Annotated in this window: 17 protein-coding genes; 10 read left to right on the top strand and 7 right to left on the bottom strand. The window is 49.7% G+C overall.

What is annotated here, in order from left to right:
- The 4 genes from crcB to pbpC all read right to left on the bottom strand — a co-directional run bounded on the left by crcB (position 1) and on the right by pbpC (position 4,943).
- Positions 1-387 (bottom strand): fluoride efflux transporter CrcB, encoded by a 387-nt coding sequence (gene crcB, locus RDN79_RS05295; protein WP_298554802.1) that lies wholly within the window; start codon positions 385-387, stop codon positions 1-3.
- A gap of 80 nt (positions 388-467) precedes the next feature.
- On the bottom strand, positions 468-1,487 hold the full coding sequence (gene pheS / locus RDN79_RS05300) for a phenylalanine--tRNA ligase subunit alpha (RefSeq protein WP_298554799.1): 1,020 nt from the start codon (positions 1,485-1,487) through the stop codon (positions 468-470).
- Positions 1,488-1,594: 107 nt separating this feature from the next.
- Entirely contained in the window at positions 1,595-2,476 is an 882-nt protein-coding gene (locus RDN79_RS05305; protein ID WP_298554796.1) for a DUF3078 domain-containing protein, read from the bottom strand.
- Positions 2,477-2,603: 127 nt separating this feature from the next.
- Positions 2,604-4,943 carry a penicillin-binding protein 1C gene (pbpC, locus tag RDN79_RS05310; protein WP_298554793.1) on the bottom strand — a complete coding sequence of 780 codons (2,340 nt, stop codon included), beginning with the start codon at positions 4,941-4,943 and terminating at the stop codon, positions 2,604-2,606.
- Positions 4,944-5,476: 533 nt separating this feature from the next.
- On the opposite strand from pbpC, the gene RDN79_RS05315 reads away from it, so the two are divergent.
- The 5 genes from RDN79_RS05315 (at position 5,477) to RDN79_RS05335 (ending at position 14,587) form a co-directional block, all read left to right on the top strand.
- Positions 5,477-7,846, top strand: coding sequence for an ABC transporter permease (locus RDN79_RS05315; RefSeq protein ID WP_298554791.1), 2,370 nt, complete (start codon positions 5,477-5,479; stop codon positions 7,844-7,846).
- 14 nt (positions 7,847-7,860) lie between these two features.
- Positions 7,861-10,236, top strand: a complete 2,376-nt coding sequence (locus tag RDN79_RS05320) for an ABC transporter permease (protein ID WP_298554788.1) — start codon at positions 7,861-7,863, stop codon at positions 10,234-10,236.
- Positions 10,237-10,289: 53 nt separating this feature from the next.
- Entirely contained in the window at positions 10,290-10,970 is a 681-nt protein-coding gene (locus RDN79_RS05325) for an ABC transporter ATP-binding protein (RefSeq protein ID WP_298554785.1), read from the top strand.
- 58 nt (positions 10,971-11,028) lie between these two features.
- Positions 11,029-13,413 (top strand): ABC transporter permease, encoded by a 2,385-nt coding sequence (locus tag RDN79_RS05330; protein WP_298554782.1) that lies wholly within the window; start codon positions 11,029-11,031, stop codon positions 13,411-13,413.
- Between the two features lie 232 nt (positions 13,414-13,645).
- Entirely contained in the window at positions 13,646-14,587 is a 942-nt protein-coding gene (locus RDN79_RS05335; protein ID WP_298554779.1) for a sugar phosphate isomerase/epimerase, read from the top strand.
- Positions 14,588-14,659: 72 nt separating this feature from the next.
- On the opposite strand, the gene RDN79_RS05340 is transcribed toward RDN79_RS05335, so the two are convergent.
- Positions 14,660-15,088, bottom strand: a complete 429-nt coding sequence (locus RDN79_RS05340; RefSeq protein WP_298554778.1) for an HIT family protein — start codon at positions 15,086-15,088, stop codon at positions 14,660-14,662.
- Positions 15,089-15,177: 89 nt separating this feature from the next.
- Here RDN79_RS05340 and RDN79_RS05345 point away from each other — a divergent pair, with 89 nt between their 5' ends.
- Positions 15,178-16,455, top strand: a complete 1,278-nt coding sequence (locus tag RDN79_RS05345; protein ID WP_298554776.1) for a hemolysin family protein — start codon at positions 15,178-15,180, stop codon at positions 16,453-16,455.
- A 7-nt stretch (positions 16,456-16,462) separates the two neighbouring features.
- On the opposite strand, the gene RDN79_RS05350 is transcribed toward RDN79_RS05345, so the two are convergent.
- Positions 16,463-17,149, bottom strand: a complete 687-nt coding sequence (locus tag RDN79_RS05350; RefSeq protein WP_298554774.1) for a TrkA family potassium uptake protein — start codon at positions 17,147-17,149, stop codon at positions 16,463-16,465.
- A gap of 15 nt (positions 17,150-17,164) precedes the next feature.
- Positions 17,165-18,985 (bottom strand): TrkH family potassium uptake protein, encoded by a 1,821-nt coding sequence (locus RDN79_RS05355; protein ID WP_298554772.1) that lies wholly within the window; start codon positions 18,983-18,985, stop codon positions 17,165-17,167.
- Between the two features lie 293 nt (positions 18,986-19,278).
- Between RDN79_RS05355 and RDN79_RS05360 the strand changes: the two genes are divergently transcribed.
- The 4 genes from RDN79_RS05360 (at position 19,279) to xylE (ending at position 24,499) form a co-directional block, all read left to right on the top strand.
- Positions 19,279-20,019: an NUDIX domain-containing protein gene (locus tag RDN79_RS05360; RefSeq protein WP_298554769.1), complete on the top strand. Its 741-nt coding sequence runs from the start codon at positions 19,279-19,281 to the stop codon at positions 20,017-20,019.
- 9 nt (positions 20,020-20,028) lie between these two features.
- Positions 20,029-21,516, top strand: coding sequence for a xylulokinase (locus RDN79_RS05365; RefSeq protein ID WP_298554766.1), 1,488 nt, complete (start codon positions 20,029-20,031; stop codon positions 21,514-21,516).
- Between the two features lie 40 nt (positions 21,517-21,556).
- Positions 21,557-22,885 (top strand): xylose isomerase, encoded by a 1,329-nt coding sequence (gene xylA / locus RDN79_RS05370; protein WP_298554763.1) that lies wholly within the window; start codon positions 21,557-21,559, stop codon positions 22,883-22,885.
- Between the two features lie 69 nt (positions 22,886-22,954).
- Positions 22,955-24,499: a D-xylose transporter XylE gene (gene xylE, locus RDN79_RS05375; RefSeq protein WP_298554760.1), complete on the top strand. Its 1,545-nt coding sequence runs from the start codon at positions 22,955-22,957 to the stop codon at positions 24,497-24,499.
- Positions 24,500-24,511 lie beyond the last annotated feature (12 nt).

Genomic DNA, 24,511 nt, shown 5'->3' on the forward strand with positions numbered 1-24,511 from the left:
TTATTTCGTTAATGACATAACATTTTTACCAAGAAGCAGTCCTAAGAACACGGCTGACAATCCTAACACGTTACTGGCGAGAAGATTCAGAAATGCCAGTTTATATTCGCCTGTTTTCATCAGCGACATCGTATCCAATGCAAACGAAGAGAATGTGGTAAATCCGCCGAACAGTCCGGTGAAGAGGAATACTCTTGCGCCCGCAGATAGATTACAGGTTTCAGCTATGCTCCAGCAGAAGCCGATCAGAAAAGAGCCGATCACATTGACCGAAAGTATCCCGAAAGGGAAGGAGTGTAGCATCGAACGCTGTACCCACGTGGAAACTCCGTAGCGGAATACGGTGCCGATTGCCCCTCCTGTTATAAGCAGTAAAACCTTTATCATACCATTTTACGTTTTTAGTGTGTTTTTCCCCGGGCTGGTTAAGGACCCGGGGAAGATGGTAAATGATTTAGGTTCTCAACTTAATTGGCTGACTCAAACTGTCTCAGGAAACGAACATCGTTTTCGGAGAACATGCGTAAGTCTTTTACTTGGTATTTCAGGTTTGTTATACGCTCGATACCCATTCCTAAAGCATAACCGGAATATACCTTGCTGTCGATACCGCAGTTTTCAAGTACATTCGGATCTACCATACCGCAACCGAGGATTTCCACCCACCCGGTTCCTTTACAGAACGGGCAGCCTTTTCCTCCACAGATATTACAAGAAATATCCATTTCGGCGGAAGGTTCGGTGAACGGGAAATAAGATGGGCGCAAGCGGATTTTCGTATCTGCGCTGAACATCTCTTTGGCGAAGAACAGCAAAGCCTGTTTCAGGTCGGCGAAAGAAACGTTTTTGTCCACATACAAAGCTTCTACCTGATGGAAGAAACAGTGTGCGCGATAGGAGATCGCTTCGTTACGATATACACGTCCCGGGCAGATGATACGGATAGGAGGCTCCTGGCTCTCCATGACACGTGTCTGTACGGAAGAAGTGTGTGTACGAAGCAATACGTCCGGATTGTGTTGGATAAAGAAAGTATCCTGCATGTCACGGGCAGGGTGGTCTTCTGCAAAGTTCAGAGAAGAGAACACATGCCAGTCGTCTTCGATTTCCGGTCCTTCAGCAATGCTGAATCCCAAACGTCCGAAGATGTCGCAGATTTCTTTCTTTACGAGTGAAAGCGGATGGCGGGTACCTAATTCGATAGGATAGGCTGTACGGGTGAGGTCGATGTCATCGTTCGTCGTCTGTACATTCTCAAAGCTGGCTTTCAGCTCGTTTATTCTATTTTGGGTTGCCTCTTTCAGTTTGTTGAGGTGCTGGCCGACTTCACGCTTCTGATCTGCCGCCACGTTGCGGAAATCGTTCATCAGCAAAGATATTTCACCTTTTTTGCTGAGGTATTTTATGCGTAATGCTTCCAGTTCTTCAGCGTTTGCCGCTTTCAGGTTCTCTACTTCCTTAAGCAGAGCGTTAATCTTATTGATCATTTCTAATCATTTTTATTTTCAACGTGCAAATTTACTCCTTTCTTTGAATACTGCAACCGATTACGGCGGGTTTTTTTGAAAAAAGAGAGGCAACTATCCGCTTTTTATCAGAAATTGTAAGCTATGCCGATACCTAAGACTTCTTTGAACTGCACTTTGGCGCCGTGTTTTTCACCTTCATCGGTAAAGGTTTTCACGTCGTTGTCGTATTTGAGCGTGGTGTTGAGCGTAGCGCTGAGGTATTTGTTAATCTTCATGTTGATCAGGACATCCCAGTTCACGTCCACATTACCGAACTGCTTGTCGTAAGGGGTGAAAAAGTCCACGCTTGTGATCAGATTCACGTTCTCCATGATCTTTTGCTCTGCTTTTGCCTTGATATAAGCTCCTATCTCCGCCCGGAAACGGTCGCCGGGATCGACACCGAACGCACCTTCATCGGACAGATAGTCGTCTTCCACGAATGTCAGTTTTCCTGCAATAGGGGAGAGGTAGAGGGAATAGTTGCTTTTCGGGCGGAAATCCATGCCTAAAGAGATATTGGAATAGGCGGGTGCGAAGAATTTGGAGATATAATGCGATTTGTCCGGATAGTTATACCCTTTATAGAACTGGGTGTTGAGATCGGCCATCGCCGTGTAATACCATTTCTCGCTTGCCTGGTAGCCTAACTGGGTGGAGAAGGCGATCTTGTCGGATGTTTTCTGTACGCCCTGTGATTTGGTCTTCGTCAATCCGTAGTCCAGTCCGAGATTGCTGATCCATAGCCAGTTCCCGCTTTTATGCGTAAGCGAACCGTTCAGATAGGCATTCCCGGCAAAGGAGTTTTCGCCACCGGCGGACCAGTTGCTGACGGCTGTCTGTGACATATTTATACCTGTGATACCTTTCAATACCCATTTCCCCTCTTCATAACCTTTATCATCTGTCTGGCTATAGCCGGCAATGCTTCCCATTGCGAGTGCTACCGTTAAAAATATACGTTTCATATCAATTCTGTGTTTTTTTAAGTTGTAATTAATGAAAGACGTCTTTTATAAAAAAACAGGTAGCGCCCGCATTTGTTTACCCGGAACTCACAGAATCAAAGTTACGGCTGGTTGGGCAAACGAAGGTTTATTTAACTTCGAACCATATTGTTTTTCGATTCCCTTGGTTGTCGATCAGCGTCAGGCGGTGCTTGCCGGGAGAGGCGGAGCTGCTGATCTGGTGGTGGTCTGTCGTTTCGCCGATATAGGTTTCGTCGAGATGCCAGTAGAGGATGGCATCCGGACGGGCGTGAGCGGCTTTGAACACGAATTGCTCCCGTTTGCCGGAGAAGCCTTTCGGAAGATAAAGGATGGCGCCCGGTTCCGGATAGATCAGTTCGATCTGCCGGTTCCGGTCCTCGCCGCATCCCGGTTTCACAGAAGGCAGAGGCACGTAGTCGATATGATAGTTCCGATAGTAATATTCTTCGGAAGGAGGCAGTACGAACCACGGACGCGCGATCATCCGGCTGACCGGCTCGCATGAACTGTTCACCCGGAAACGGCCGTCCGCCGAAAGATGGACAAGACGATGGTAGGGGCAGACCTCCGTTTTGTCGGCCGAGCGAGGCATATAGAGCGTGTCCACCCGGTCGCAGATCGCAGAAGCCTTGTGCCCGCTGAGACGGCAGACCGCCATCGGGAGGAGTTCGTCGTAAGGCATGTCGAACCAGCCGCTTCCCGGGAGAAGCGAGAACAGGTCGAACAGGACGGGAGCGGCATTGCCCACGCCTGTCAGTCCCGGCCGGCCTTCTCCCGAAGCGTTGCCCACCCATACGCCGACCGTATAGCGCGGGGTTGTCCCGATCGCCCAGGCATCCCGCCCGCCATAGCTCGTTCCCGTTTTCCAGGCCACCTGCTTCATGGAGCCGAACTGTTGCCAGTCCGCCTCCTCTTCGGGGCGGTTCAGTGCCGACATCGCTTCGAAGGCGAACCAGATGGAGGCGGCGGAGAGGAGCGGCTTGTCCGTAAGCCTTTTGTCGGCGACAGAGCGGACCGGATCGGCCGGAGGGGCCGGGAAAGGGGTGAGCGGATGAATATCCGCCGGGTCATATCGTCCGTTGTAAATCCGGTAATGTGCGAGCGTACGCGCCAGGGAAGCATACATGCCGGTGAGGTCCCATAACGTCCCTTCCGCGCCTCCCAAGATCAGCGAAGCCCCGTAATGTTCTTCGGAAAAACGGAGCGTGGTCATTCCCGCCTTTTTCAGCAACGACATGAACCGCCCCGTGTTGTAGGCCGAAAGCATCCGTACCAGCGGGACGTTGAGCGAACGTTCGATCGCCCGGTGTGCCGGGACCGCCCCGTAGAACGTCTTGTTGTAGTTTTGCGGCGAGAAGCCGTTCAGGTTCAGGGGAACGTCCGGGACGAGCGTGCCGGGGAGCAACTGCCCGTCGTGCAGCATGGCGGCATAAAGAAAGGGCTTCAGGATACTGCCCGTGCTGCGTGGCGAAGTGATGATGTCGACCTGGTTCCCCGTGCGGGCATCGCCCCCGAAAGTGACGTTTCCCGCATAAGCAAGCACTTCGCCCGTTTCGGCATCGGCGATAAGGGCGGCCAGGTTGTGGATGTGGTTGGAGGCGTAGTCACGGGCGTAGCGGTTCACGATCTCTTGGGTCTGCCGTTGTAACATCCGGCTGACGGAGGTCGTGATACGCGTTCCCGGAGTGTCGGCTGCCAACCGTTCGAGCAGGTGGGGGGCTTCGTCGGGCAGGGGCACGGGTGCTTCGGGAAGCGGTTCGAGGAGCGACAGTCCGTATTCGGTTTCATCCAGTATCCCTTTTTCCTTTAATACAGCCAGGAGTTTGTCGCGTTTAGCTTTCAGCCGTGCCCGGTTACGTCCGGGATGGATCAGCGCGGGCGAGTTGGGCAGGACGGCAAGAGTGGCGCTCTCGGCCCACGAGAGGTCGGCGGCGTTTCGCCCGAAATAGCGCCAGGCTGCCGTTTCGATGCCTATGACATTTCCTCCGAACGGGGCGTGCGAGGCATAGAGTTTCAGGATTTCATCCTTGTCGAAGGTTGTTTCCAAGAAGAGGGCATAGCCGGTTTCGACTATTTTTTCATACAGGGTACGGTTGCGATTCCCCCGTGCGATGCGTGCCAGTTGCATGGTGATCGTGCTTCCCCCGCTGACGACTTTGCCCCGGCTGAGGTTGATCCGCATGGCCCGGACGATGGCGGCCGGGTCTACTCCGGGATGGCGGTAGAAGCGTTTGTCTTCGTAGGTCAGCAGGCAAGTCACGAACTTGTCGGGAAGGGTGTCCGCCGGAGGGAAACGCCATTGCCCGTCCGGTGCGATCCGTGCTCCTAACAACTGCCCGTCGGAAGAATAGAGCAGGGTGGAACAGGCTTCGGGAAAGAGTGGCCGGGGGCCGGTAAGATACAGGACTATTCCTGTCAGCAGCTTTATGAAAAATAGAAATAACATTGCCTTTTCCTCGATTTCGTTGAAAAATGAATTGAACGTACGAAGATAACGGATTCCGGTAGAATCGGGTTGTTCTTTTAGGTAAAAATCGAAACCGGTGTCTGGAACGAATTCTTTTCATCGGGACTTTTTGTCTTTTGGACCTTATTGTATAGATTGAAAAATATACATTCGTCCGAATCGAAACTACTATCCCGTCTATTTTGATTTTCTACCCCATATAATTCGAATTTCCCGCAATGGTAATATTTTTTAAGAAACATGCTTTTTGTGCAAATCGTTGCTGCATTGCCGATTAGATGCGAATGGCGTTTTTCGGGGACTTATTGTTTATTTTGTAATTTTAATGTTGCTTTTTGATACCTCCTGATTGACGGCATAGCAATCGCATGAAGTGTCCAATAAATGGACAGCGGTGTCTAATTTTTTGACACTATTATCGGCTTTGTCTGTTTTTATATTGTTGATTTATTGATGTTTAATAGGAGTGGCACGTTTTTTGTTTTATTTGAAGGTGAAATATAAAATATAGTATGAAGACTTTGTTACATAACTTTGCCGGTGCGTTGCGGCGCTTTAGGTTGCCGACAGCCTTGAATCTGATAGGGATGTCCGTCGCTTTTGCCGTGTTTCTTATTTTGATGATGCAGGTGACGTATGAATGGGGATTCGACCGTTTCCATCAACATGCCGATCGCTTGTACAGGCTGGAGATCACACATGGGGAGTCCGGGGCGCAAGCCTGTCTGAGCCGTCCGCTGATCGAGGCGTTCACCGCTTCGTCGCCGCATATAGAGAAAGGGGCGTTCCTGAACGGGTTTGTCGATAAAGAGAATGTGACGGTCGAACATAACGGTGAGCGCAGGCCCTTCTTGGAAAACCTTTACCCCGTTTCCGCCGATTACGCCGACGTATTCGAGTTTACCATGATGGAAGGCGAACGCCGTGCTTTGGATATCGCAGGTCAGGTATTGATACCGCAAAGCATGGCCCGGAAATTCTTCGGTTCATCGTCCGCATCGGGCAAGGAGATCATCGGTGAAGGCTGGACTGCCACCGTCGGCGGCGTCTATAAGGATTTTCCGGATAATTCGATCGTCAGGAATGCCATCTACCGGAAAATTCCCGACAGTTACGGCAAAGGCGGCTGGACACAGAATAATTTCGAATGCTATATCCGCCTGGATAATCCGGCTTCCAGCAATGGATTGATCGACAATTTCAAGCGTAACTTCCATCATGAGCAGTTGACTTGGGAGACGATGGACTTGCGGTTGACCGCTCTTCCCGATGTCTATTTCGAGACGGATTGCAGCTTCGACACCCAGAAACAGAAAGGCAGCTATGCGTTGATGCGTTTGTTGTCGGGCATAGCCTTGTTGATCGTCGTGATCGCTGCTATCAATTTTGCCAACTTCAGCAATGCGCAGGTCCCGATGCGGGTTAGGAGCATCAACACGCAGAAGGTGTTGGGAGGCTCTGTCGGGGCGATCCGCTTCTCGTTGGTTTTGGAGGCTGTCGGGATTTGCCTGTCGGCTTATCTGTTGGCTTTGTTTTATGTGTATAATCTTTCTCTGACTTCGTTTGCAGATATTGTGGTCGGCGGGCTATCCTTGAAAGGCAGGCTTCCGTTGGTCATCGGGGCAGGGGTGTTTGTCATCCTGATCGGGGTGGGGGCGAGTTACTGGCCTGCACGATATATCACTTCGTTTCCGCCGGCCTTGGTGCTGAAAGGCAATTACGGTTTGTCCCCGAAAGGGAAGATGCTGCGTAATTGTCTGGTGTGCTTGCAATTTATTGTTTCCTTTATCCTGATCATCGGGGCTTTGTTTGTAAACCTGCAAAACAGGCAAATGCTTCGTATGCCGCTCGGATTTGATAAGGAGCAGGTGGTCGTGGCCGATAACCTGACAAACAAATTGCAGGGACAACCGGAACTGATCCGGCAAAAATTGGGACGAATACCGGATATCGAGTCTGTCTCTATGGTTTCGCACCTGATCGGGGCGACAGATAATTACGCCCGTTTGGGACGTTCGCATAAAGGCGAAATGATTAATTATCTGACGATTCAAGCCGATCCCTCGATCTTGGAGGTGCTGGGCGTCAAACCGACTGCCGGACGGGATTTTCAACCTGAAGATGTGTTGGGGGATGGAGTTTATATTTTTAACGAGATGGCGCGTAAGCAGTATGAGATGGAACCGGGGGATGTCTTGTCTTTTGACATGACCGGTGATTGGGGTGAATTTCATACACGGGAACAGGTGGCCGGTTTTATGCCGGACTTGAAGTACAACTCCTTCAAAAGCATCACGGAGCCGTTTGCCTTCTATGTCGGCAAGAATCAAATGGTCGGTTCGCTTTCTCAGTTGATGGTCCGTACTCGTGCCGGCGCCGACTACGCGAACCTTAAAACCGTTCTTGTAGCATCCCTTCACGAGATAGACCCGAATTACCTGCCCAGTCTCAGCCTTTTCGACGAGATGCAAGACTATCTCTACGAAAAGGAACTCCGTGCCGGCCGGCAGATCACCTTTTTCAGCCTGGTGACGGTTTTGATCTCCTTGATCGGCGTGTTCGGAGTCGTGATGCTCGAAAGCGAATATAGACGGAAAGAAGTAGGTGTCCGGAAGGTTTTCGGTGCAACGGTCGGCGAATTGTTGCGTCTTTTTAATAAAGCGTATTTGCAAATCACGACGGCTTGTTTCGTTGTGGCTGTTCCGATCGCCTATTATGCAATAGTCCGTTGGCAGGAAAGTTTTATATATAAGGTGAGTCTTTCGTGGTGGATTTTTTTGCTGGCGTTTGTGTCGGTAACGGCCATAACGCTGTTGACTGTTTCGGTTCAGAGTTGGCGTGTAGCGAATGCGAATCCGGTCGACAGTCTTAAAAGTGAATAAAATAAATAATAGGTATGAAAACGATTTTGCGAAATTTCTTTAGTGTGCTCCGTCGGTTCAAGACGGCTTCTGTTTTGAATGTGTTGGGGTTAAGCATTGCTTTTGTGGCCTTTATGCTCATTATGATGCAGGTGAACTATGATTATACGTTCGATCGCAGCCAGCGGGATGCGGACGCTATCTTCCGGGTGGATATCGTGCACGGAAGCAAAGGGTCGCAAGCCATTATCTGTCGTCCGTTCGCACGGACGTTTACCGAATCGTCTCCCCATATAAAAGGGGGATGCCTTTTGAGTTCCTGGACCGATAGCCGTTTTTTCCATATAGAGGATGGCGGACGGCGGACGAGTTATAAGGAAGATGCGTGGAACGTGACTCCCGAAGTCTTGAAAGTGTTCGGCTTCGATATGCTCGAAGGAAACGAACGGTCTTTGGATGAGCCCAACAGCGTGATCCTTCCGGAAAGCATGGCGAGAAAGATTTTCGGAGAGGAATCGGCGATCGGCAAGCAGTTGATCTCAACCAATCCTATGGAAGATGCGAGAATCGTAAAAGGGGTATATAGGGATTTTCCCCGTAATTCTGCTTTGAAGAACGTAATGTACACATCGATGAGTCCGAAGGAAAACTATGATAACTGGGGAAACTGGAATTATTTTTTCTTTGTCCGTCTCGACGATCCGGCCAATAAGGAGAATGTCTTGGACAATTTTAAAAATAATTTTAATGCGAAAGAAGTCTTTGGCGAAGATTTCGAATGGGGAGATGAAGAGAGTTTAGACCTTCGCCTGACCTCTTTGCCGGATGTCCATTTCCTGAATAACGTGGATTTCGATTCGATGCCGAAAGCGAGCCGCCAGACATTGCTTGTGCTTTTCTCCATCGCTTTTGTCATCCTTATTATCGCCGGTATCAATTTTACCAATTTCAGCACGGCGTTGACCCCTATGCGTATCAAGAGTATCAATACGCAGAAGGTATTGGGCAGTTCCGAGCGTACGTTGCGTGGAGGCTTGTTGGCTGAGGCGGTTGGCGTCAGCCTATTTGCGTATCTGCTTTCGCTTCTTTTCTTGTACATAGCACCGAAAACTCCGGTGGCCTCGCTGGTGGATGCCGATATCTCGTTCGGGGCACAGCCGATGATCATAGCCGGTACGGCGGTGATCGCGGCGATCGTGGGCGTACTGGCCGGTCTTTATCCTTCCTTCTATGTCACCTCTTTCCCGCCGGCCTTGGTGTTGAAAGGGAGTTTCGGCCTCTCGCTTGCCGGACGCCGGATGAGGAGCGTGTTGGTGGGAATCCAGTTTGTGGCTTCTTTTATCCTGATTATCGGTTCCTTGTTTATGTATCTGCAAAACCGGTATATGCAAAATGCCCCGTTGGGCTACGACAAGGAGGAGATGATTATCGTGCATTTGAACGATAAGATCAATAAGGATCGGGATGCTTTCACGAACCAGTTGAAATCGTTCTCCGGCGTGGAGGACGTGACCTACTCCCAATTTCTGCTTTCAAGCCAGGACCAGTATATGGGATGGGGGCGTGACTATAATGGAAATAATATCAACTTCCAGTGTCTTCCTGTTTCTTCTTCTTTCCTGAAGGTGATGGGCATAGAGGTCAAGGAAGGCCGTGATTTCCGTCCGGAAGACGATCAGAAGGAGACAGGCTGCTATATATTCAACGAAAAGGCGAAGGCTCAGTACGACTTGAAGTTGAATGACAATATCGACGGTTCCGAAATTATCGGTTTTATCCCGGATATCAAGTTCGCCTCTTTCCGCCAGGAGGTCGCTCCGATGGCTTTCTATCTTTGGGGTAAATACCAGTGGGGGCAGGAAGGCAACTATTATAATGCCGCATACGTGAAGTTTAAGGCGGGCAGTGATCTTCGTGCCGGGATGGAGCATGTACGCGAGTCGCTGAAAAAGTTCGATTCGGAGTATCCTTTTGTGGTCCGTTTCTATGACGAAATTTTGCAGCGTACCTATGAAAAGGAATTGAAGATCGGTTCTTTGATCACTTTGTTCAGCCTTGTCGCTATCTTTATCTCGATTGTGGGCGTGTTCGGCCTTGTCGTCTTCGAGAGCGAATACAAGCGGAAGGAGATCGCCGTGCGCAAGGTGTTGGGATCGACGACGGGAGAGATCTTGTATATGTTCAACGTGAGCTATTTTTGGATTTTGCTGATATGTTTTGTCCTCGGCGCTCCGGTCGCCTGGTACGGCGTACACCGTTGGTTGGAGAACTTCGCCTACCGTACGCCGATGTATTGGTGGGTGTTGCCGCTGGCTTTCCTCATCGTAGGTGTGATCACGGCTATAACGGTGACATACCAGAACTGGCATGTCGCTAACGAGAATCCGGTAAAGAACATAAAATCAGAGTAATTAAAGAATTAAGAGGCAAGAATTAAAACATAAAATCATAAATCGAAAAAGTCATGATAAAGATCGAAGGTTTAAGTAAGTTTTTCCGTACGGAAGAGGTGGAGACGATTGCATTGAATAATGTTTCCCTGGAAGTGAAAGATGGCGAATTTGTGGCTATCATGGGGCCTTCCGGATGTGGCAAGTCTACATTGCTGAATATCTTAGGGTTGTTGGATAACCCGACGTCGGGCGATTATTACCTGGCGGATAAGGAAGTCGGGCATCTCAAGGAGAAAGAACGCACGCAGGTTCGCAAAGGCAACATCGGTTTCGTGTTCCAGAGTTTCAACCTGATCGACGAACTGAACGTGTTCGAGAACGTGGAACTCCCGCTTACCTACCTGAAAGTAAAGGCCGGCGAGCGTAAGCAGATGGTGAACGATATCCTGAAACGCATGAATATCAGCCACCGTGCCAGCCACTTCCCGCAACAGCTTTCCGGAGGTCAGCAACAGCGTGTGGCTATCGCCCGCGCCGTCGTTTCGAATCCGAAGATCATCCTCGCCGATGAACCGACCGGTAACCTGGACTCCAAGAACGGTGCTGAAGTGATGCAACTGCTCACCGAACTGAACCGGGAAGGCACCACGATCGTCATGGTGACCCACTCCAAGCACGATGCCAGTTTCGCCCACCGGATCATCAACCTGTTCGATGGTAGCATCGTCTCGTCGGTGAACGAGTTTATCTGAATAGCGGTTCCTGTAAAATAGGGTTGCCATTGAGGACCATCTAATAAAATTAATGGAGATGAAAACGATTCTAAGAAATTTCCTAAGCGCGTTGAGAAGGTTTAGGCTGGCTACGACCTTAAACGTAGTCGGATTGTCGGTCTCTTTTGCGGCTTTTATCATAATCATGATGCAGGTTCGCTACGAGCGTACGTTCGACAGTTGCCATCCGAACATTTCGCGTATTTACCGCGTCGAGGTGGATGTGAAGGACTATAAAGGACTGATCATCCATAGCCGCCCGTTTATTGATGCGGTGATCGCTTCGTCGCCTCTGATCGAGCGTGCGACTTTGTATTGCCCTTATACCGGCGACTACTATTTTACGATTATGCAGGGGCAGGACAAAGTGGGTTTTAAAGAGTCTTTCATTACCTGTTATCCTGAAATCACGGACATGTTCCGTTTCGAGATGCTGGAAGGGAGAGCCGATTGCCTCAAAGATGGCGAGAATGTGCTGATCCCGGAAAGCATGGCACGCAAGTTTTTCGGCCATGATCCGGCGGTCGGGAAGCGGCTGAATATGGAGGAAAGCATGTGGGGTAAGAAGGCTGATGGTTTCCTGGTCGTAGGAGGCGTGTATAAAGATTTTCCCGGCAATACGCAATTGAATAACATCATTTATACGGCTCTGAACGATGACAAGACGAAGGATAGCTGGATCAGCCGGAATTACTATTGCTATGTCATGCTGGCCCCGGACGCTTCTCCTGCGACGGTGGCCGAAAATTTCAGCCGCACGTTCGATTTCAGCAAGAGCCATGAGGGGGACGAAGATGTGCAAATATCGCTCCGTCCGTTCGGAGATATCTATTACCTCAACGAGTCTCAGGATGGCAACCTGGTCAAGAGCGGCAACCCGGAGACAACCCGGTTGCTGGTGGTGATCGCCTTTCTGATCATTGTCGTGGCAGCTATCAATTTTACCAATTTCAGCACTGCGTTGACACCTTTGCGGATCAAGAGCATCAATACGCAGAAAGTGTTGGGAAGCCCGGATGCGGTTTTACGCCTGTCGCTCCTGGTGGAGGCGATGGGGATCGCTTTTCTTTCATTCCTGTTGTCCCTGTTCCTGATTTATCTGCTGAACCGTCCCGAAATACTCGCTTTTGTGAAGGCGGATCTGACGTTGGCCAATAATGTGGAGTTGCTGGTGTCGGTCGGCGCGTTGTCATTGGCAGTGGGATTGATGGCAGGTTTATATCCGGCATATTATATCACTTCGTTCCCGCCTGCATTGGTTTTGAAAGGATCGTTCGGGTTGTCGCCTGCCGGACGCAAACTGCGTACGGTATTGATGGGGTTCCAGTTTGTGGTGTCGATCGTCTTGATTATCGGAGCTTTCTTTATCTACCTGCAAAACCGGTATATGCAGCATTTCCCGCTTGGGTTTGACAAAGACCGTATTGCCGTCGTGGAGTTGAACAGGAAGATGGAGGGTGAGAGCAAGGGTCTGTATGTCAATAAGCTGAAAGAATATCCGGGGATAGAGGACGTCGCCTTTTCCCAGCAGAAGTTAGGTGCTCAGGATCGTTATATGACGTGGGGAGGCAGCTATAAGGATCAAGGCGTACAGCTCGACGCTCTGCCTGTGTCGTGGAATTTTATAGATGTGATGGGGATGCAACGCACGGGCGGACGGCAATTGACGGAAAGCGATGAAAAGGGGGAGAAAATGACGTTTATCGTTTTCGACTCCATGCGTAAACGGTACGATATGAAAGATGGAGATTCCTTTATCATTCCCTGGCTGGGTGAGGACTATCCCATCGAGATCGCCGGTTCGGTGAAGGATACGCATTTCTCTTCGCTTCGGGGTAACCTGGAAGGCGGCGTGCTGATCATCAATTATTGGGGGTTGCTGCCGGTCTCTTATATACGCATCAAAGCCGGGGCCGACCTGGCGGAAACGGTCAGCCATATCCGTAAAACGGTGGCGGAGATCGATCCGGCTTATCCGGTGGATGTGCAGTTTTACGATACCATACTCGACAGCCTTTACCGGCAGGAAGAGAACCTGAGCATGATGGTATTCCTGTTCAGCCTGCTGGCGATCATCATTTCGCTGGTAGGTGTGTTCGGCCTGGTTGTGTTCGAGTCGCAGTATCGGAAGAAAGAGATCGGTATCCGTAAGGTGCACGGTTCGACTGTCGGCGGCATATTGGAGATGTTGAGCAAACGGTATGTCGCCATAGTCTTGATCTGTTTCGTTCTGTCAGCTCCGCTTGCCTGGTACGGCGTGACAAAGTGGTTGGAAGGTTTTGCCTATAAGACGCCCCTCTATCTGTGGGTGTTTGTAGCCGCTCTGTTTGTCGTGATGGTCATAACACTGGCAACCGTCATTTTCCAAAGCTGGAAAGCAGCTACAGCTAATCCGGTCGAAAGCATTAAGAACGATAACTGAATATATCCTTGTATGTGAAATTGTTCCTATAGATGCCTGTCGCTTCCCGAAAAGGTAGGCATCGGTTATCGGATAGATGCCTACCCGTGTCTGAATTTGGTTCAAGCCTGCCAAGAAGTGGACCATTTATGCAATGGAATATTTTGGAGAGGTTGCCATCGTTTTTTAGGTGAAAATGAAATAACTTTCAGAATAAAATCATACCTTTGGAGCAATCTAAATTTAATAGACCATGATCAATAGAAGAAACTTTTTGAAAAATGCGTCCCTGTTTACGTTGGGTGGCCTGATGGCCGGCAAGGCAGGGAATGTCGTTGCAGCACAGCCTGCAACATCTGCCGTTCTCGAAGCGACGGCTGCTAAGAATATCGGTTTGCAAATCTATTCTTTAGGCGGAGAGCTATACAAAGATGTTCCGGGAGGAATGAAGAAACTGAAAAAGATGGGGTATCAGACGTTGGAACTTGCCGGTTATAACAATGGGAAGATTCATGATGTAGACATGATGGAGTTCAAGAAGATGGCGGATGATGCCGGACTTCAGATCCTGAGTTCGCATGTGAATCCCCCCGTTCGCGAATATACGAAGGACAATCTGGACAAAATTAAGGAATACTGGAAAAAGACGGCTGACGACCATGCCAAGATAGGGGTGAAATACCTGGTTCAGCCCGGTCAGCCCATTACCCGTAATGTGGAAGAAACAAAATATGTCTGTGAAGTCTTCAACGAAGCCGGAAAGATCGTGAAAGCGGCCGGTATCCCGTTCGGTTACCATAACCACGACATGGAATTTGCAAAGGTGGTTCCCGGCGGCAAGGAAATGAAGTTCGGACGTAACAACAAGGGAGAAAAGGTCTATGACATTTTCCTGGCGAATACCGACCCGTCATTGGTTTTCTTTGAGATGGACGTTTACTGGGCCGTTATGGGCCAACAGGATCCGGTCGAGTATATCCAGAAATATGCAGACCGTATCAAAGTGCTTCATATCAAAGACCGTTATGTCTTGGGTGATTCCGGCATGATGAACTTCGAGCAGATATTCAAGCACTTCTATGCAAACGGCCATAAAGACTATTTCGTTGAAATGGAAGGAACCGGTAGCGGCAAGCAGTTTGAAGGCGTGAAAAAAAGTGCCGGTTATCTGCTGAAATCTTCGTTTGTAAAGTAAGTAGGGCATGATTTAAGATTTATGATTTATGTGTCGATAAAATAAATCATAAATCTTAAATCCCATAAATCCTTACAGCGCCTCTTTGATCTTCTCAACCATATCCCGGTATTCCGCATCCGTCAAGTAAACTTTTTGCGGGTTCATGGCAAATGTTCCGCCAAAGTCAGGCCCTCCTTCATATTTCGGAGCCAAGTGGAAATGGAGGTGCGAGAGTTTATCCGAATAAGCACCGTAGTTAATCTTTTGCGGATTGAACACTTTCTGCATCGCGCGGGTCACCCGTACGACATCGGCCATAAATGCATTCCGTTCTTCGTCGCTGAGCATGTTCAAGTCATGTACATGGTCTTTGTAGGCAACCAGGCAACGACCGTGATACGTTTGTTCTTTAAACAGGAACAGTCTGGACACCGAGAGGGGGGCAACTTCGATCATCAGATCGTGCAAAGTCTGATTGTTCTGGCAATACAGACAATCTTTTGGATCACTTAAATTCATATTTTATTAGATTTCATTAATGATGTGGCTAAATTAGTAATTATTTTTCATATCTTCGCCTCCCTAATCAATCGCTGTGTATATAGCAAATGGAAATATTCATTATTATTGGTCTTATCTTATTGAACGGCCTTCTTTCTATGTCGGAAATTGCTTTGGTGTCGGCACGTAAGGCACGCCTCGAAGTAGAAGCAAAACGTGGTAACAAATCTGCCAAAACAGCTTTGAAACTGGCAAACGAACCGGACCGGTTTCTCTCCACTATTCAGATCGGGATTACGCTTATCGGTATTTTGACCGGTTTATATTCAGGTGAGGCTTTTGCTGCTGATTTGGCTGAACATGTGCGCCATATCCCTTTTCTGGAACCTTACGCATTGGGTGTTTCCAAAACCACGATTGTTGTGATCGTCACTTATCTGACACTGATTATGGGCGAGTTGGTCCCCAAACGTATCGGCATGGGCTATGCGGAGCGGGTGTCGATGCTGGTTGCCAAGCCTATGAATTTCCTCTCGTTGATCGCCTCGCCTTTCGTATGGCTGTTATCCAAGAGCACGGCATTGACCGTCAAACTGATCGGAACCGATGCGACTGAAGAAAGCCGGGTGACGGAGGAAGAAATCAAGGCGATTGTCAAAGAAGGCTTTGATGTCGGTGAAGTGCAGGAAGTCGAACAGGACATCGTGGAACGCGTGTTCAATCTGGGCGACCGTAATGTCGGCTCTATCATGACACACCGTAGCGAACTTGTATGGTTGGACCTGACGGACAGCATCGAGCAGATACGCGAGAAAGTACAGGAAAATCTCTTCAATATCTATCCGGTTGCCGCCGGAAAGTTTGACGATATCAAAGGCGTCGTTTATCTGAAAGACCTGTTCGGCCGTATCGACGAGCCGGATTTCTCTTTGTCCCAGGTGATACGTCCGGCGGAGTTTATGCCGGAAAACCAGAGTGTGTATAATGCGTTGGAACAGTTCAAGCAGGCACGTGTGAAATATGGCATCGTCACGGACGAGTTCGGAGGTATCCAGGGGATCGTTACCCTGAAAGATATCATGGAAGGCCTGATCGGGCAGGTTCCCGATGTAGGGGAAGAGGCCGAGATCGTCGAGCGGCCCGACGGGACCTGGCTGGTGGACGGGCAGTACAGTTTCTATGACTTCCTTGAATATTTCGACATGGAAGATTTGTATGCCGAGCACGACTATAATACGCTCAGCGGCCTGATCCTGGAGATTCTGGAACGGGTACCGAAGACCGGCGAGAAATTGAGCTGGCTGAACTTCGAATTCGAGATCGTCGATATGGACGGCGCCCGTATAGATAAGGTTTTGGTATCCAGGATACCGCAAAAAGAATAAACCGGCATCAGATCTCTGCTAACTTGTGCAGCACTTCCATCTTGCCGAAGAGGATGAGCTGATCCCCCTCTTCGATTCTCAGGTCTCCGGTGATTTTGTTGATGACGGAGTATTGGGTTTGCTTCAACCCGATCAGGTTGCGTTCTGTCCTGGGGCGTTCGATACCGACAAGGCGTACTCCGAAATTCTCTTCCAGGTCTATGGTCTGTAAGGTCTGTCCGACAAAGGTGGCCGGCGCCTTTATCTTGTAGAGATGGTGTGTGTCCGTCACCCTGTACCATTGTTTGAAGAGTTCTCCGAGTAAGGATTGCGATGCATACATACCGGCAAAATCATCTTCAGGAGTGATAATCTCCGCAACACCGATCGAGCGGATCACCGCTTCGTGGATGGGAGAGATCCCTCGTACGATCAGTTTGTTCACATCCAGGTTTTTTAGCAGGGCTACAGTCTGTATGGAGGTCCCGAAGTCTTTGCCGAAGGTGACGAAGATGGCATCCATCTCGTTCAGAGGCAGCGTGTTCAAGGCGTCCTTGTCCGTCGTGTCGAGGCCGATTGCTCCGGAGATGGTATGTTTGACCGCTTCGATCTTGTGCGGGTTGATATCTACGCCGATCACTTCATTTCCGATACGTGTCAGGCTTTCGGCGATGGCACGTCCCAGGTTTCCTAATCCGATTACTAAATATTTCATATTGTATTCTTTATGTTACATTAATATATTTTCCTGTGGATAGGTGTAATTCTTCTTTTTATGTTCCTTATAGAAACTGATAAAGAAGGTCAGTATGCCGATACGCCCGACCAGCATGGTGAAGATGATGACCAGTTTCCCCGAAACGCTCAGCAACGGGCTGAAATTCAAACTTAACCCTACCGTGCTGAGCGCCGACACGACCTCGAAGGTCAAGGTAAAGACCGAAACGCCTTTTTCGGTAATCGACAGTACCCAGACGGCCAACCCCAGCCAGCAGAAATAGAAAACGATTGTGGCGAAAGCCCTGCGTATGGTTTCCGGTGATATTTCACGTTTGCGGATTTCCACATTCTCTTTTCCACGGGCGGCATTGTGCGCGGTCAGTAGGGCGACACAGACGGTCGTTACCTTCAAACCGCCGCCGGTAGACATGGGAGCGGCGCCTATTATCATCAGGATCAGTGTGAGCATGAGCGTCCCGGTGGCCAGCGTCCCCATATCCGCGACGCAGAACCCGGCCGTACGCGGGGTGACGGCTCCCAGGAACGCATTGGCGAGCTGTCCCCTGAACGGCAATCCGGCAAGCGTATTGTCCATTTCCAGCAGATAGTAGAACAAGGTGCCGCCGGCAAGCAATGCCAACGTACTGATCATCACGATATACGTGTTGATATTGATAATTCGGGGGGTATGGATGTAATGCTTCTGTTGCCCGATCACGATCCTGAACGTGTTGACAAGCAAATGTTGTAACAGTTTCAGGTAGTTGAAGACGATCGGGAAGCCTAATCCGCCGAATACGATGAGCAGGGCGATCCAGACATGCAGGTTGTACTTTTGGGCGACCAGCGGGTCGTACAGGTTGCCGCTCAGGGTCGAGATCCCCGCGTTACAGAAAGCCGAAACGGCATGAAACACAGCGTAGAACACTTCTTCCCGCGTGCCTCCCGGCAAAGCCCCCTTTATGTCCAGGTAAATCAGGTAGGCCCCTACGCCTTCGATAAACAATGTCACGAACAGGATGTTGAGGATCACCCGGAACAGTCCGTTCACCCGGTCTTCGTTCAGCATGTCTTTCAATACGAGCTTGCTGGTGAAAGACGAATGTCCCATGAAAGAAAGGGCGAAAAAGCTGGTGAAAGTCATGACTCCTATACCGCCGATCTGGATAAGGAACATAATGATGATATGTCCCGTATGGGTGAATGTCGTTGCCACATCGATCGTTGTCAGTCCGGTTACGCAGACAGAGGTGGTCGAGATGAACAGGGCGTCTACGAAATGGATCCCGTGTACCGTAGCGTTTGGCAACATCAGCAGTCCCGAACCGACAAGGATGACAAACACGAAACTCAGCAGGAACAGGAGGGACGGCTTGATATGGCTTTGCAACAGCGTGAATGTCTGCCGAGACAAATGGATGGCGCTCAGCAACAGCAGGAGGAAATAGACGAACAGCGGTTCCGTAAGGAAACCGAGGTAAGGCAACGACTGATGGATGGCTTCTTTGAAGAACACTTTGCCCGATAGTACGGCAAAGAGGAAAAAATAAATGCCGATGTCCAGGTATAACATCTTCTCTTGTATGATCTCTTTGAATTTCAAAATATACCGGAGCGATATCCCCGTAAAGAAAGCCAGCAGGAGATAGACCCGGCTGGCTTCCAGCATAAGGGTGACATGGGCCGAATATTTGAATCCGAACTGATAGACCAGGATGAATAGGGAGGCGAGCGAGGCGACGAGTATGATCCCTTCGGCCACCATATTCAGCAAACCCTTCATATTCGCCCAATACATTCGGAATGAGAACTGTAGATGTTTGATATCCATAATACGTCTTTTTTTTAATAACAAATGTATTAAATAAATGTTACATAATCCAAGCCTTATCGTAAAGCTATGTGTTAGCCGTCGTAAAGCTATGCTTTAGCTACCGTAACCCATAGCTTTTTCGGGCGCCATCCGTTCTGTTGCCGGATAGGATGCGGCGCCGTCTATTTAAGTGACTGGTAATGTTTGTTAAATAACGGGCTTTTTGTTCGCTTGAGTAGATATTGTTCGAATTACATTATGTCGTATGTCGTTTTAACCTTATATTTGCGGAGAATCTTTATTGTGATATTATGGAAACACAGGAAAATAAGCGTGAAATGTTTTATCCGCACGTTTCGGTCGATTGCGTATTGCTTGGGACAAATGAAGACAAACTATGTGTATTGCTCGTCGAAAGGCAAATTGCCGGCAGTGACGAAAAGCACTATAAATTGCCGGGAAGCCTGATTTATGAGAGTGAGGACCTGGATACGGCCGCTTATCGTGTCTTGAACGAAGCGACAGGCCTGAAACGTGTTGCCCTGAAACAGTTCCGCACTTTTGGATCTCCGGCCCGGACCAAGAATAAAGAAGATGTGCAATGGCTGGAAAATGCCTCCAAGATGAAAATTACACGGATCGTGACGGTCGCTTACCTGGCATTGTGCAAGGTCGGCAGAAAGATGACGATGGAAGAGAAGTCCGACACCCTGATCTGGGCGCCTGTCGATGACCTGCCGCATCTTCCTTTTGACCATAAGGAGATTGTTGAAGCGGCCGTGGAGGAAATAGGAAGATGGGTGGATTTTGAACCGGATATCGTTTTCGATTATCTTCCGTCGAAATTCACGGCCTCTCAATTGCGCCGTATCTTCGAGATCATTTATAATAAGACGATAGATGTACGCAATTTCCATAAAAAGATGGCGGCGATGGAATACGTCGTGCAGACGGATGAAGTGGAAACGGGCGTGAACCACCGGGCAGCCCGCTATTACCGGTTCGACAGGGTGAAGTATAACAAGTTGTATTCGAAGTTCAATAAGATATAAAGATATAGTATGTGTTTATTAGGTTGTGATATCGGAAGCTCTTCGGTGAAGGCTTCGATTGTCGATAAGGATACGGGGCTGACGCTTGCCTCCGATTTTTATCCGAAAGAAGAGGCGGCGATTAAAGCCGTACGTCCCGGATGGGCAGAGCAGAATCCGGATGACTGGTGGATGTATCTGAAAGAAGCGATAAAAGGCGCGATTGCGAAGGCTGGCATCAAGGGGACGGAGATAGAGGCGATCGGCATCTCGTATCAGATGCACGGGCTTGTGCTGGTGGACAAGAAGATGCAGGTGTTGCGTCCGTCCATTATCTGGTGCGACAGCCGTGCGGTGATCTATGGCGAATACGCTTTCAAGGCGATCGGCGAAAGGCAATGCCTGGCGCATCTGCTGAACTCCCCCGGAAACTTTACGGCTTCCAAACTGGCATGGGTGAAGGAGTCCGAACCGCAGATATTCGGGCAGGTACATAAATTCATGTTGCCGGGCGACTTTATCGCCATGCGCATGACGGGCGATATCGTCACGACTGTTTCGGGGCTTTCGGAAGGAATCTTCTGGGATTTCCGGAATAATAGCGTTTCCGAAGACCTGATGGACTATTTCGGGTTCAGCAAGGAGCTGATTCCGGATATCCGTCCGACCTTCGGCGTGCAAGGGGAATTGCTCGGATCGGTCGCTTCGGAGTTGGGTTTGAAGAAGGGTACGCCGGTTACCTACCGGGCTGGCGACCAGCCGAACAATGCGTTGTCGCTGAATGTCCTGAATCCGGGTGAGATAGCTGCTACGGGCGGTACGTCGGGGGTTGTGTATGGTGTGAACGGCAAGGTGAACTACGACACGCTGTCCCGTGTGAATACGTTTGCGCATGTGAACCATTCGGCAGAACAGACGCGTTTGGGTGTCCTTCTGTGCATCAACGGGGTCGGAATCCTCAATTCGTGGGTGAAGCGGAATGTGGCTCCGGAAGGTATCAACTACCCTGCCTTGAACGAACTGGGGGCAACCGTACCTATCGGCTCGGAAGGCCTGTCGATCCTGCCTTTCGGAAACGGCGCGGAGCGCATGTTGCAGAACAAGCAGGTGGACTGCTCCATTTACGGGCTGAATTTCAACATCCACAACAAAGCCCATATCGCTCGTGCCGCACAGGAAGGGATCGTCTTCTCTTTCAAGTACGGCATGGATATCATGAATGAGATGGGAATCGATATCGAGGTGATCCGTGCCGGTAATGCCAACCTGTTCCTAAGCCCGATTTTCCGGGATGCGCTGGCAGGCGTGACGGGGACGGTGATCGAGCTTTACGACACGAACGGGGCTGTCGGGGCCGCCAAAGGTGCCGGGATCGGTGCCGGTATCTATACGTCTGCCGAAGAGGCGTTTGCTTCCTTGAAAAAGATCGATGTGATAGAGCCGGACGGGCTGAAAGCGGACAAGTACTGCGGGGCTTTCGAGGTCTGGAAAGAACGGCTGGAGAAAGCATTGGCGTAATGAACGAAAGAATTGTATAATCAATTAAATACTTATTATCATGAATTACTTTAAAGGTGAAAAAGAATTTTTTCCGGGAATAGGAAAAATAGAGTTTGAAGGACGCGAGTCGAAGAATCCGATGGCTTTTCATTACTATGATGAAAACAAGGTCGTAATGGGCAAGACGCTGAAAGACCACCTGCGTTTCGCTATGGCCTATTGGCATACATTGTGCGCGGAAGGTGCCGACCAGTTCGGGGGCGGAACGAAAACATTTCCCTGGAATGCTGCTGCGGACCGTATTTCCCGTGCCAAGTATAAAATGGATGCCGCTTTCGAGTTTATGACGAAATGTAACATCCCTTACTATTGTTTCCACGATGTGGATGTTGTGGATGAAGCGCCGACATTGGCCGAATTCGAAAAGGACCTGCACACGATGGTCGAGTATGCCAAACAACACCAGGAAGCGACCGGGAAGAAGTTGTTGTGGTCTACCGCCAATGTGTTCGGGCATAAACGTTATATGAACGGGGCTGCCACCAATCCTTATTTCCCTGCTGTCGCTTGTGCCGGCACGCAGATCAAGAACGCGATCGATGCTTGTATAGCCTTAGGCGGTGAAAACTATGTGTTCTGGGGCGGACGTGAAGGGTATATGAGCTTGCTGAACACCAACATGAAGCGCGAAAAGGAACATCTTGCCATGATGTTGACGATGGCACGCGACTATGCCCGCAAGAACGGGTTCAAAGGTACTTTCCTGGTAGAGCCTAAACCGATGGAACCGACCAAACATCAATATGACGTGGATACGGAAACGGTTATCGGTTTCTTGCGTCATTATGGCCTTGACAAGGATTTTGCCATCAATATCGAAGTGAACCATGCCACATTGGCCGGACATACTTTCGAACATGAACTTCAGGCTGCCGCCGATGCCGGTATGTTGTGTAGCATCGATGCCAACCGCGGCGATTATCAGAATGGTTGGGATACGGACCAGTTCCCGGTTGACATCTACGAACTGACACAGGCTTGGCTGGTTATCCTCGAAGCGGGCGGCCTGACTACCGGAGGGACGAACTTCGATGCCAAGACACGCCGTAACTCGACCGATCTGGATGATATCTTCCTGGCCCATATCAGCGGTATGGATTCTTTTGCCCGTGCTTTGATGGCCGCCGCCGATATCCTGGAACATTCCGATTACAAGAAAATGCGTGCCGAACGTTACGCCAGCTTCGACCAGGGTGAAGGCAAGAAGTTCGAAGAAGGAAAACTCCTTCTCGAAGACTTGCGCACGATCGCCCTTGCCGGTGGCGAACCGAAGCAGATCAGCGGAAAACAGGAGTTGTATGAGATGATTATAAATCAGTATATTTAAAATGTAATAAAGGATATGTGCCAGAAAAGAACCAGGTGTTGATGGCACATATCCTTTGTGTTTTTTATTATGAAAAACAACAACAATTATATTTTTGGCATTACCCTTGTTGCGACATTGGGGGGATTATTATTCGGATATGATACGGCAGTGATATCCGGGACGGTCGAATCGCTGCGTAAATTCTTTATCGAACCTGTCGGATTACCATTGGATCAGGCAAATGCGCTTGAAGGGTTCGTTGTGAGCAGTGCCCTGATCGGTTGTATCTTAGGCGCTTCTTTTGCCGGCTGGATCAGCCAGCGGTATGGACGGAAACCTACACTTGTGCTGGCTGCCATCCTGTTCTTGTTGTCCGCAATCGGTTCGGCATGGCCGGAGTTGTTTGTCGGGCTGCCCGGTAGCGGTAACCATACGTACATGTACCTTTTTGTGTGTTACCGGATTGTCGGAGGGGTAGGAGTCGGTTTGGCTTCTATGGTTTCCCCGATGTATATTGCCGAGATGGCGCCGGCGGAGAAACGGGGAAACTTGGTGTCGTGGAACCAGTTTGCGATCATTTTCGGTATGCTTGTCGTCTATTTTGTGAATTACAGTATCGCGTTGCAGGGAGATGCCGCCTGGTTGCATGCGATCGGCTGGCGTTGGATGTTCGCGTCCGAGATCATCCCGGCTTTGCTCTTCCTGGTCCTTCTGATGTTTGTGCCGGAAACGCCCCGTTATTTGGTGATGCGTGGCAAAACGGATAAGGCCCTGTCGGTATTGGACCGTTTGATGGGAAAAGAAAAAGCGGCACCTGAACTGGCGGAAATAAAAGAGAGTTTCAGGAAGCAGGAACCCTCCATGCGTCCCTATTTCCTGTTTATGGGGATGTGGCTGGTGCTGTTTCTGCTTTTGTACGGGGCGTTGGAACTGGCCGGCAATACGAGTGCTTTGGAGATCGCTTTGATCGGCAGCTTTTTTGTATCGTTGGTCTTCCCGGTGCGTTCGTTCGGCATACTGATCATATTTGTCGGGGTCATGTTGTCCGGTTTCCAGCAGTTTGTCGGGATCAACGTCGTGTTGTATTATGCGCCGGAGATCTTTAAGACAATGGGGGCCGCTACCGATGCCGCCTTGTTGCAACAGATCGTGGTGGGAGCCGTGAACCTTTCCTTTACCGTGCTGGCTATCTTCACGGTCGACCGGTTCGGACGTCGCCCGCTGATGATTATCGGGGCATTGGTCATGGCTGTCTCGATGATGATCCTGGGGACGACTTTCTATACGCATTCCGTCGGTATCGGCTCGCTGGTTTGCATGCTGGTGTACACGGCAGGTTTCGCGATGTCGTGGGGGCCGGTCTGCTGGGTATTGCTGGCGGAGATTTTCCCGAATACGATCCGCTCGACGGTGATGAGTATTGCCGTTGCGGGGCAATGGATAGCCAATTTTCTTGTCTCCTGGACTTTCCCGATGCTCGATAAGAACCAGTATCTGACTGATACGTTCAATCATGGCATGGCCTACTGGGTTTATGGTGTCATGGGGATGTTGGCCGCCCTGTTTATCTGGAAATTCGTTCCCGAAACAAAGGGCAAGACACTGGAGCAGATGGAACAATATTGGAAATAAATCCGTAAGTTT

The sequence above is a fragment of the uncultured Parabacteroides sp. genome (genome assembly GCF_902493135.1).
Lineage (GTDB): Bacteria > Bacteroidota > Bacteroidia > Bacteroidales > Tannerellaceae > Parabacteroides.